Source organism: Cohaesibacter haloalkalitolerans, from assembly GCF_003574655.1.
Taxonomy (GTDB): Bacteria; Pseudomonadota; Alphaproteobacteria; order Rhizobiales; family Cohaesibacteraceae; genus Cohaesibacter; species Cohaesibacter haloalkalitolerans.
In genome coordinates, this window is sequence record NZ_QNUM01000014.1 from 44,377 (window position 1) to 54,809 (window position 10,433).

The 10,433-nt window shown below is 60.6% G+C and carries 7 protein-coding genes; all 7 read right to left on the bottom strand.

Annotation, left to right across the window (positions count from 1 at the left end; all coding sequences use genetic code 11):
* Window positions 1-8 precede the first annotated feature (8 nt).
* Window positions 9-968, bottom strand: coding sequence for a hypothetical protein (locus tag DSL70_RS21430; RefSeq protein WP_119310026.1), 960 nt, complete (start codon window positions 966-968; stop codon window positions 9-11).
* Window positions 965-3,646 carry a vWA domain-containing protein gene (locus tag DSL70_RS21435; RefSeq protein WP_119310027.1) on the bottom strand — a complete coding sequence of 894 codons (2,682 nt, stop codon included), beginning with the start codon at window positions 3,644-3,646 and terminating at the stop codon, window positions 965-967. Before DSL70_RS21435 ends, DSL70_RS21430 begins: the two co-directional genes overlap by 4 nt.
* Complete coding sequence (locus DSL70_RS21440; protein ID WP_119310028.1) at window positions 3,643-5,316, bottom strand: hypothetical protein; 1,674 nt, start codon at window positions 5,314-5,316, stop codon at window positions 3,643-3,645. Before DSL70_RS21440 ends, DSL70_RS21435 begins: the two co-directional genes overlap by 4 nt.
* A complete protein-coding gene (locus DSL70_RS21445) occupies window positions 5,313-6,290 on the bottom strand; it encodes a DUF58 domain-containing protein (RefSeq protein WP_119310029.1) in 978 nt (325 codons plus the stop codon). Before DSL70_RS21445 ends, DSL70_RS21440 begins: the two co-directional genes overlap by 4 nt.
* Window positions 6,287-7,501: an AAA family ATPase gene (locus DSL70_RS21450; protein WP_119310030.1), complete on the bottom strand. Its 1,215-nt coding sequence runs from the start codon at window positions 7,499-7,501 to the stop codon at window positions 6,287-6,289. The genes DSL70_RS21445 and DSL70_RS21450 overlap by 4 nt, the downstream gene beginning before the upstream one ends.
* Before the next feature lie 7 nt (window positions 7,502-7,508).
* Window positions 7,509-8,876 carry a hypothetical protein gene (locus DSL70_RS21455; protein WP_162916977.1) on the bottom strand — a complete coding sequence of 456 codons (1,368 nt, stop codon included), beginning with the start codon at window positions 8,874-8,876 and terminating at the stop codon, window positions 7,509-7,511.
* Between the two features lie 377 nt (window positions 8,877-9,253).
* Window positions 9,254-10,180, bottom strand: a complete 927-nt coding sequence (locus tag DSL70_RS21460; protein ID WP_119310032.1) for an HAD-IIA family hydrolase — start codon at window positions 10,178-10,180, stop codon at window positions 9,254-9,256.
* Window positions 10,181-10,433: the final 253 nt, after the last annotated feature.

A 10,433-nucleotide genomic window follows, 5' to 3' on the forward strand; every position in this document is an offset into this window, starting at 1 on the left:
AATGCCGCCTACAACAAACGTCCGGCCAGACGCGACCCCAGCGCCAGAACGGCTTCTTCTTCCTCGCGATCCGGCATCTGCTCCCGGCACGCACCCCCGGCTTCAGCTTCATTGGCTTCACCCGCAAAGCCGTAGACCCCGCCAAGCGCCGAGCGTTCGCAAAACCGGCGAACCGGCTCGAACCGCAGAGCACCCGGCACGCGGACAATGGCGTCCATGACGACCAGATGCTCCAGATCCACCGCTTCCCCTGCCGCCATCAACGCGGGCGGTAGCAGCTGCAACAGACGCCGTTCCATCTGCCGCACCGGCCTTTGCCACCAGGCCCGGAGGCGTCTGCCCAGATGCTGAACATGTGATTCTTTCTTGCCATTGTCTCCCGACAGCGCCAGCAGGACAAGAATCAGAACCAGCCTGATAGATACATAATCAGGCCAATCGATGTCGTCCGGATAATGCAGCGTTCTTTGCCGCCAATCCTTGCGGATCACCCCAAGGGCATGCATCTGGAACGCCGGGTCGGACCACGCCCCTTCAAGCAACACCGGAGCCAGCATTTCACCACCGATCAGCCCCGCTCCCCGCGCCTTTCTGGCAAAGGCCCAGCGACGCCAGAAGCGCTTCTGCACCGTTACCCCGAGGGCAAGCGCCATCTCGTTGTGACTGAAATCGGCGCTGTTGCCGGTGAAATAGAGGACCGAGTCGAGATAGCCCAGATAACTTCCGGGCCGCTTCTCCATCCAGTCATTGCCGCCAAACAGCGATTGCAGCGCCTTGGCATCGGCGCGTGACAGACGGGGCTGCGATCCGCCTTCGAACAGAAAGGCCAAAGCCTCATGACCAAGCCTGCGCAAAAGCGCAATCACATCCGCTGCCTCATAGGACGCGGCATCGAGCGGCGCAAACCAGTGCGCCTTGCGTCGCCTTGTGCTGGCGGGCGGGGACAGGTCGGCAGAGCGTTCCGTCATAACCGGTTCCCCCTCATCAGGAAGCCAAAGCCTGCGAAGATGGCCGCAAGCAGGATGAGCGGCAGATGCAGAGGTTGTGGAGGCACCACTGGCTGAAGGCCCGCTTGCCGGGGCGCTGGCAAATGGTCAACAGCGCCGCCGCTCACTCCGGCCAGCACCTCAAGCCCGGAGCGATTGACACCGAAGCTGGCCGCCTCTCGTCCATTGCCCTTGATCGTCCTTGCGGGGGGCAGCATGATCGGGATGGCCTGCGGTGCGTCCAGCGCACCAGCCCCCCCTTCCTGCAGATAGAGCAGCCCCTCGCGAGCCCCTTCCCTGGCGTCCTCGCCAGTTCCCTCTTCGGTCAGGGACAGCGGCAGCCGCCCTTCAAACACGCCACTGTCTTCGGAAACAGGCTGAAGCGGAATGCCGATGGTCCGCCCACCAACAGCGAGCGTTGCCGCCAAGGTTTGTGGCAGGCCCTGTGGCAGATGCGACGCCCCTTTCTCCTCCATCACCGAAATTTGCAGGCCGATCTGCCCGCCAAGATCGGAAAGGCGGAAGGCATAGCGCGATCGTGCCGACCATTTGACCAGTTGCAACAGGCTGGCCGCGATGGCCTTCCGGCCTGCTTCGCTGTCTTTCCACGCCGCATCGAAGGCCGACAGGAACACCCCTGTGCGACCACTTTGCGCCTGCCGGGACTGACTGAATGCGAGCACGGGTTCTCCTTCGATACCATCGCTGACAAGCGCCCTGATGGCATCGGCCCTCGCATAGCTGAAGGCAACACCGGGGGTCACTATGCCACCGCGAATATCCTCGATCGGCGAAACAATGCGTGGATGCACAGGGTCGGGCGAAAAGAATTCCGCCTTCTCCTCCGGCTGATAGGAATCGGGCCTGAATGCAAGCCCCTGACCGGATTGCAGGATCTGAGATTGCCGCGCCGCCTTCGCGATTTCCTCATTAAGCGGCGCAAGGCCGCTGCCATATTGCAGATAATAGAAGGACAAACCGGCCTTGGCATAGTCATAAGGGTCGACCATGCCGTCGGTGATCAGAAAAACCGATGTATAATTGCCGGTTGATGCCAGAGCGGTCTCGAACGCCCGGGTCACGTTGGAGCTGTCACCGGTGGGAAAACGACGGGCAAAGGCGCGAATCGCCGCCTTGCCGTCCTCGGTCCCGAACTGGCGCCCCGATGACAAGCCGCCGAACGTAACAAGCTGCAAGCTGTCTTCCGGGCGCAGATAGCCAAGGAGATCGGCAACCGCCGACCGGGCGGCAGCCAGACCACCGCCAGACATCGACCCGGAGGTATCGACCAGCACGATGGTATCGCGTGGCGGCGGGTCATCCATCAGGAAGCGCGGGTCCGGCGAAACGGGCAACAGCGGGTCGAGTGGCGTGTCGGCATAGCTCTGAACAACGGTCGGGTCCTCGGCACTGCCGCGCATCGGACCGTTGACAAGCAACAGCCCCAACCCGCGCGACCCAACAGCCCCGGCGAGCCTCTCAAGGTCCGCACCGCTGAAAGTGGAAGCCGGAACACCGCCCAACACCACCACGTCAAAATCCTCAAGCCCTGACAGATTGCCAGCCTTACGCTCAGTGAGCTGGAACTGATCCGGTGGCAGCCCGTCAAGGAACGCCGTGTCCCCAACCCCGAGCACCCGCACCGGCGCATTGACCAGTGTGAAGGCTCTGGTCACAAAAGACTGATCCCCGTTGGCAAGATTGACCGCAGCGTAGTGGATCCCGCGACCATCAAAGCGCACAGGCAGCCGCAAAGCCTCAATGGCGCCGGTTCCATGGATCTCGCTTTTTTCAAGTGCGACCGGCGCGCCATCCCGCTCAAGCGCTAACGCCCAGTCTTTGCTCTGAGCGCCATTTTGCACCGGGTCACCCGGATCAAGCACCACCCGGAAGGTCGGGTCACTGCCCGATTGCACACTGGCGGGCAGATAGGACGACACGATCCCTTCTGCTGGCGCGCCAGCATCAAGTGTGGTCACATAGAGCCGATGCAAGTGTCCCTTCATGGTGGCCGCGATGGCCTCAAGAGAGGCGCCGGTGCTGTTGCCATCGCTGATCAGAAAGACGACATCGTCATCACCCAGCTGATCGGCGAGCCCTTCGGCTGCCTTGATAGCACCGGCGAGGTCACTGCCATCCCGCGACAGGCGCTCTGAGCGGTCATCGCGCAGAATAACGGCCAGCCCGTCGGCAAGGCTGCCGCGATTGAGCCGGATGTCGACCCCTGCGGCGAAATCCAGAACAGAAACCCTCGTCGCCTGTTCCCGCCCCTCGGCGAGGGCCTGAACGTCCTCGACAAGGGCTTTGAGCCGGGCTGCGCGGGCCGCTCCCTGCCGGTGGGCGCTCTCAGACTGATCCACCACAAAAATGAAATGCTGCTGCCCGTCCGTTGGCCGGTGCAGGAACGCCGGTCTTCCGGCAGCAACAGCCAACAGCAACGCAGACAGAACAACGGCTCCGGAAGACAGAACCGCCCCCCGCCAGCGTCCTTTCCCCTCGGCTGGCCGCAAAAGCATACGCCAGAGCGTCAGCAGCAGCAGACCAGCCACCAGCAGCAAAACGCCCCAACTCGCAAGGCTGGCGACCAGACCTGTTTCCTGACAGGTCGCGACCCAGCCAAGGCGGGAGACATGGGAAACAATCAGCTCGCAAGCCGTCATGCTGCCCTCCTTTCTCCGCCTCGCCTGAGGGCAAGGAACCGTTCCACACAAAGCGCCATCACGGCCAAAAGCAGCAGCCACGGCCAGAAAGGTTCCTCAGTTCCGCCAGCATGGACAACTGGCTGAATATCGACAATCGACGGATTGTGTCCGGCAACCTTTGCCAGATTGCTCTCGAAGGCCACATCCCGCAGCGGTTCCCCGGCCTCGTTCACATGCGTCACCGCCAGCAACTGTTGACGGTCATTCGAGACAAGGCGATAGGCGTTGATGAAGGCCACAAGCCATGTGAGTTGCGCAGGATCAGAGAGATCCGCACCCAGTCCGCCAGTTGGCGCGGGCATGATCACAGCCGGATCGGGGCCACCTCTGGTGGCAAGCCATATGGAGCCATCGGCACCGGAGGCAACCGCCTCGAACCCTTGCGGCAGCCGATCAAGCCCGTGCGGATGAAGCGCCTCCAGCAGATCAAGGTCAAGCGCCTCAAGGAGCGGACTGGTGCTGTCGAAATAGCCAAGTGGCGTTGCATCTCCTTGCGGCCCGTCCACGAGATAGATCCCCCGCCGGGTAACATCCTGCCCACCCCTGTAAACGTCAAGGTGAACCACATCATCCCGGTCCGCGCCTTCGACAAGCGGAGCTATCCGACCAGCAAAGGCAGCAATCGGACGCCCAGAAAGCGAGGCCCCAAGCGCGATGGGCAGGCCGGCGATGGCGCCAAGGGTGATGTCCAGCCGGTTGTCGATTTCGATGCCGCCCGCCTCGCTTAGAACTGCATGATAGACGCCCGGGCGGGAAACCGGATAGCTTGCCACCAAAGGACCATCCCCAGAGAGATCAACCGGCTCCGCAGGCGCAATCGTCTCGCCATCCGGTCCAGTTACAACAAGGTCCGCATCATCTTGTGGCGCACCGTAGGCGGCGAGTGAAAGGGTCAGACGAGCATCGTCTCCTTGAAGGCCCGCTGCCTTGAAGCCAGCCCCGAGCAGCGCCCGGTTGGCAACCGTGCCTCCGACCTCAAACCACAATGGCATCATTGGAGCCTGCCCTTTTCCCCCGGCCTTCGGCGCAAGGGCAAGGAGCGGCGGCCTTGGCAAATCCGAAACTACGGCGACATGTGTCCAGAGGCAGGACGAATCCTGCTCAAGGCTTGCCGTCAGCAGCGTTTCCATCTCGATTGGCGATAGTCCGTCGCGCGCCAGTTGATCCCGCGCCCCTTCAGCGATCGGGGTGAAAGGCAGCGCAACCTGCCGCCAGCAACCGCCAAGTGCAACAACATGATTGGCGATGTCCCCGGCCAGAGCGCGGGCCTGCTGTGCCCGGCTCGGAGCGCCGGCAGCCATGCTCGGCGTCTGGTCAACGGCAATGAGCACCCCCAGCGTTGGTGCTTCCCGTTTGGCGAGCGTCACGCCATCCAGCAGCAGGGCCGAAAACAGGCACAGCAGGGCCAGCAGGCGCAACCAGAACAGGGGGCTGGCGAGTGGTGCGGCGAACTGCCAGCGCGTCCGCTTCTTCGTCGCAGGAGACAGTTCGGGCAGGAACCGCAAGGAGGAGAGGTCAACCTGTCGGACAGTCGATCGCCGCATGTAGCGGACCAGCAGCGCAACAATGATCAAGCCAACCACGGCAAGGGCCAGATAGCTGCCGCCCAGAAAAGACAGACCAGTCATCCGGTCCTCCCGAACAGCTCACTACGCAAGAGAAACTCCCGAAAGCCGGAGCGGAAAGCTTCGTCGCCCGCCGCTGGATCGAATAGTGCGGACAGCGCCCAGGGGCAATGGATCACGCCGCCCTGATGGATCATGTCGAGATAGCCGGAGCGCTGGGCGGCGATGGCGTCATCGGCCAGAGCCAGCTCATGGCTTGTTGCCAGAAAACTGCCGTCACGACCTTTCGTCTTTCCGATCCGGCCAAGAGAAACCACGGTCTCCGCGAGTATGGCCCGTTCCGTCGGCCAGCTGTCGAGCTCACACACCACCGCCTGCCGATAGCCGCGACGGGCAAGCGAAACCGCCTCTTCAAACACCACCTTGGCGTCACCAGTCCGGTAGAAATCTGTGAGAAAAACCGTCACGGAAGACTGCGGCAACCGGCCCAGAGCCCCGGCCATAGGTGCCCCGCCATCCTCCTCGACGGGAAAAGCGTTGAGCACCATCTCAGAAAACCGGGCGAATTGCTCTTCGATCTGCCTGCCATGGGCAAAGACGATCCGATCATCTGCCCCCTCCCTGCCGTGATCGAGGCAGGCAAGAGCGATATCAAGAGCCTGCCTTGTGGCGATGTGCCCAAGCGCCTCACAGATCCAGAGAGCAATCTCGAGCTTGCTCACCCGTCCGGCCTCCCCCAGCCCGGCGCGCATGGTGGCACTGTCATCAATAACAACGAGAAGCAGGAACCGCTCTTCGGCTTCAAAAGACCGCACCAGATAATCCTCTTTGCCGCCATGGCGCAGCGAGGCACGCCAGTCGATGTGGCGCACATCATCGCCAAAGGCATAGGCCCGGTGCTCACGATAGTCGAGGGACTGCCCCAGCTTGCGCCGCAGAAGAGCCCCTGTTCCCGCAGTCACAAAGGACTTTTGCGCCTGAAGACGGATGTCCTCAAGCGTTGCTGGATCAAAGGGATTGGGGCGCAAACGGATCATTGGCTGAGAAGATAGGGTTTGAAGAACTCGCTATAACCGGCAGCATCCGGCGCACTGAGCGCAAGCAGATGCAATAGAAGTCTGGTCCGCACCTCTTCCACATCCCGATGCGCTTTCAGCGATGGAAACTCCTCGACGGCCTGTCGCTGCCAGCCAAACTTCAGTTTCATGCGATGGCGCAAGGCACCGGGAGCCATCTCGACAAAGGCTCTGGCCGCCATGGCCTGCATGTCGCCAGCGACGCTTTCCGCCGACAACAGAAAGGCCTTGGCCTTGCTCGCCTGAATGAGGGCAATCGCCGCGCGCGGCCCAAGCGGCCATTCACAATAGCGCTCGACAAACCGCATGATCTCGGCCCCGGTTCGTGACGCGACATCGATCAAATCATCAGCCTTGGCGGCTCCATGCGTGGTCTGCACCAAATTGACCGCATGTTCGACCATCTTGCGCGGCATCTCGGTCTCGGCGAGGAGTGCCTTTGTCTGGTCAATCAGCCAGCCGCACTGCTCGGCTGAATACTGATCGATATCGAGAGCCGGGCGCTCGTCTCGCCGGAACCGGTTGGCGCCGGAAACCCGTTCGACAATATCGATCAGCGTCTCGCTGTCGGATGGCTTCATCAGCAGCTTGAGCTGGAAGCGGTCCAGCTGTGCTTCAGGCAGCTCGTAGGTGCCTTCCTGATCGATCGGGTTCTGAGTGCCGATCACCATGAACGGGGTCTCATAGCCAGCCTGCTGCATCCCCTGCGACAGAACCTTGCGCTCGACCAGCGACCGCGTCTCGCCCAGTACCGTGACCTTCTTCTCGGCCATGGCCTCCAGCATCGCGGCCTGCGTCTTCGGTGCCGCCCGGTTGATTTCGTCAGCCAGCAACAGCTGCCGGAAAATCGGCCCCGGCTGGAACACAAACGCACTACCGCCGCCACTCATATCGGGCATGAAGGTGCCGGTGATATCGGAAGGCAAAAGGTCGGGCGTAAACTGGATCCGGCCATACCCAGCGCCATCCCCCATCTTGAGACTGTTGGCGAAAGACACGGCCAGTGAGGTTTTTCCAAGCCCGGGGTTGCTCTCCAGCAGCACATGCCCACCGGTGAACAGCGCCGCGATCAGCCCGTCAATGACGGCATCCTGCCCGACTATATCCCGCTGCACGCTCTGTTTGACCTGCAGCAGAAAATGGGCTGCTTGTTCCGGAGTGATTTGACTCATGACTTCCTCATTCAGACGGCGGCGCGATCAGGGATTTCATCCAGCGGGGCACTTGCTGCACCGGAATATGGGGGCGTGTTGGCATAGTTGTGTCACGATTCGTCGCCTTTGCGTGAATTTCCTCGATGCGGGAATCTTTTGCACCACGACCGTGTGACCCAGCGGTTTCAGCAGCCCCGGCAGCACTGGCAATGCCTTCGCGCTGATCGCGGCCAGTTCCTTCAAACGAGGAGGCAGCACCTGTCGCCCTGCCGGGCACAAGGTCCACCTCGAGCCGATATATGGCCCGGTTCTCTGGCGGAAAAGGCGCCAGCGTATCGGAAAGGGCTTGCGGCTCCGCTTCTGCCCTGCCGCCCCCCAGTGCGGCAAGTTCCGAACCCTCAGCATCCGTTTGCTCCGTCTCACCGGTGTCTGGACCTGCATCCTCCTGAGCAACGGAAGTCATGAACGAGGAGGCCTTGTCCTGCGCTGTTGCCTGCTCTTTGTCGGCAGGAAGACTGCCGGACGGTAGCAGATCTGATACCTCGCTAGCAGTCTGATCCGGCCCTCCAGGCGCACCTTGGCTGCGGTCCTGCTCAGGTCCCGTCCGAGCGGAGCCCCCATCATGTCCCGGCCCGGTTTGCCCTGCCCCGGCCACTGCATCGCCAGCCTTTTCGGCAAAGCCTGCTTTGCCATTGGAAGCAACATCAGAGGACACCCCGTCCGAAACCACTGGCCTTGGCTCGAATGCGGGCCAGGAACCAGTCGCTCCGCTCATCATCGGATCGAGCCCGACACCCCAAAGAAGAATGCCACCCGTGATTACCCCGGAAAGGCAGCCAAGTCCGAACAGCGGAACGCTTGCCCGCAAGCGTAACCGCGTTTCCCGCAGCCATGACAGACCCGGCCACTCTCCAAACAATGGAATGCGCAAGGCCGCCCCATTGGAATTGCCATCCCCATGTGCGATCACTGCCAGCAGAGAAGCCAGACCATCCGGGTCAACGAGCCGATCGACAGCCAATCGCTCGTCGGGTATCAGCGCATAAAGAACCAGCGCACTCCGCCCGAGAACGGGCACGGCCCCCTGCTTGCAGCATATGAGACGGAACAAAGACGACCGCGCTTTCAATGCACTTGCGAACTGCGCAGATCCAACCCCGAGAGCCCCGCCGGCAAGGCAGAAGACCGGCACCATTGCCCCGAACTCCCGAAGGATAACCACGGACAACAGCAGGAAGATACTGCCCCACCAAACTCCCTGCGACAGCATAAAGAGCTTATGCGAAGCAGCCATGGTTCGGATTGCAGCAACTCGATTGAAGGAACCGCTACGGTAGAGCCGCTCTGCCCGTTTCACCTTGATGCGAACCAGAAGAGCGATTGCAATCGCCAAGAACACCCCTGAACCAGCCACAAGGAAAAGAAGCGGAAGGAGAGGCGGAAACAGGCCAACTCCGACAAGCAGAACTGGCGACGCGACAATAGCGATCAGTCCAGAAATCCCCATGACACGCACAGACGCAAGGAAACGACGCAACCACATTTGCGCAATCGCAGGATTCGAGATCGGAACGGAACGTGGTAGCGTGTCCATATGAAATCAATTGCAGTTAAAGAATAGGCTGTCCCTCGATGGATACCGTCAGAGACTATGACGACGCTCGTCCATGGTCAGAATCATCCGGTGATGATCAGGCTACACCATATGGGCATCTCTGGGTAAGCGCGAGGACAGAATTTCGGCGAGGAGCGCACCTTCAACCGCAGGCCTCAGATGGACGGAGTCATGAAATCCGGAACGATGCCGCTTTTCCTGATCGCTTCGAACGGATCCTGCCTTCGGAGAAATCCGTGGTCCGTTACCAACACAGAACCCCACCCCCTGACACGAGCACCCCAGATATCCGTGTGCAGACTGTCGCCCATCATTGCGATTCGATGCGGCGTAACAGTGTCGCCCAAACGGCGCTCGACCTCATCATAGACACTGGCAAATGGCTTGCCATGAAAAATCATTGACAGACCGGGCACGCGATCAAGCAGATCGTGGGCGTAATAGCCCGGTTCGACCGTCAGCCCCGTCTCGCGCGGCGCGACCAGGTCCGGGTTGGCGACAACGACAGGCCGAGCTTTCCTTGCAAGACTGGCAACCAGCAGTTCCTGTCTCTCGCCCGTCCAGCTTTCACTTGATAGGATCAGAAAGGCATCGGCCTGATCATATGTTGCCGCCTCGTCCAACAGGCTGTGACATTTAACCGCCAACTCTTCGGGCATAAAATCTTTGGGGGCGACAACACCCCAGACAAGGCTAGCGTCGAATTCCCCCAAATGCATTTCGCAAACGGCGCGCGAAGAAATAAGCTCGTCATCTCGAAATGAAAAACCGAGCTTTTCAAATTTTTCAACGACTTGCTCAAACCGATAAGAAGCTGCATTGGTCAAGACGAAGAGGCGTTTTCCCGCTTTGCGAAGCTGATCAATTTGCTCACATGCGCCTTCGATAGCCCTATCACCAATATTGAGAACTCCGAACGCATCAAACACGAAGGCATCGAACTGGCCCGCAATGTCGGCGAGGCTGGAAATTGCAGAGATGTCGCCCAAGTCACGCTGAAGCACCGGCAACAGCGGGAACCGCTCCCGCACAGCTTCATACCGATTGAAGGCCTCTTCCGAACTCAATGTAGCTTGTGACATTCCAACTATCCCACGATAAAATATTGGTCTTGCCTTAGCACAGACGTCAGCCGTTGTTCTACGTGCTAACCTTTGTTACCCACGAGGGTGTTGGATTCCCCCTTCGCCGTCCTTTTTTTGAGCATAAGAACGCCAAACCCCCCGTCAGTACGCGACTGAGCGGGGGGTTTTAGGCATTGTTTGTTATTAGCAGGCCCGGCAGCGACCTACTCTCCCACGTCTTGAGACGGAGTACCATTGGCGCAGAGGATAT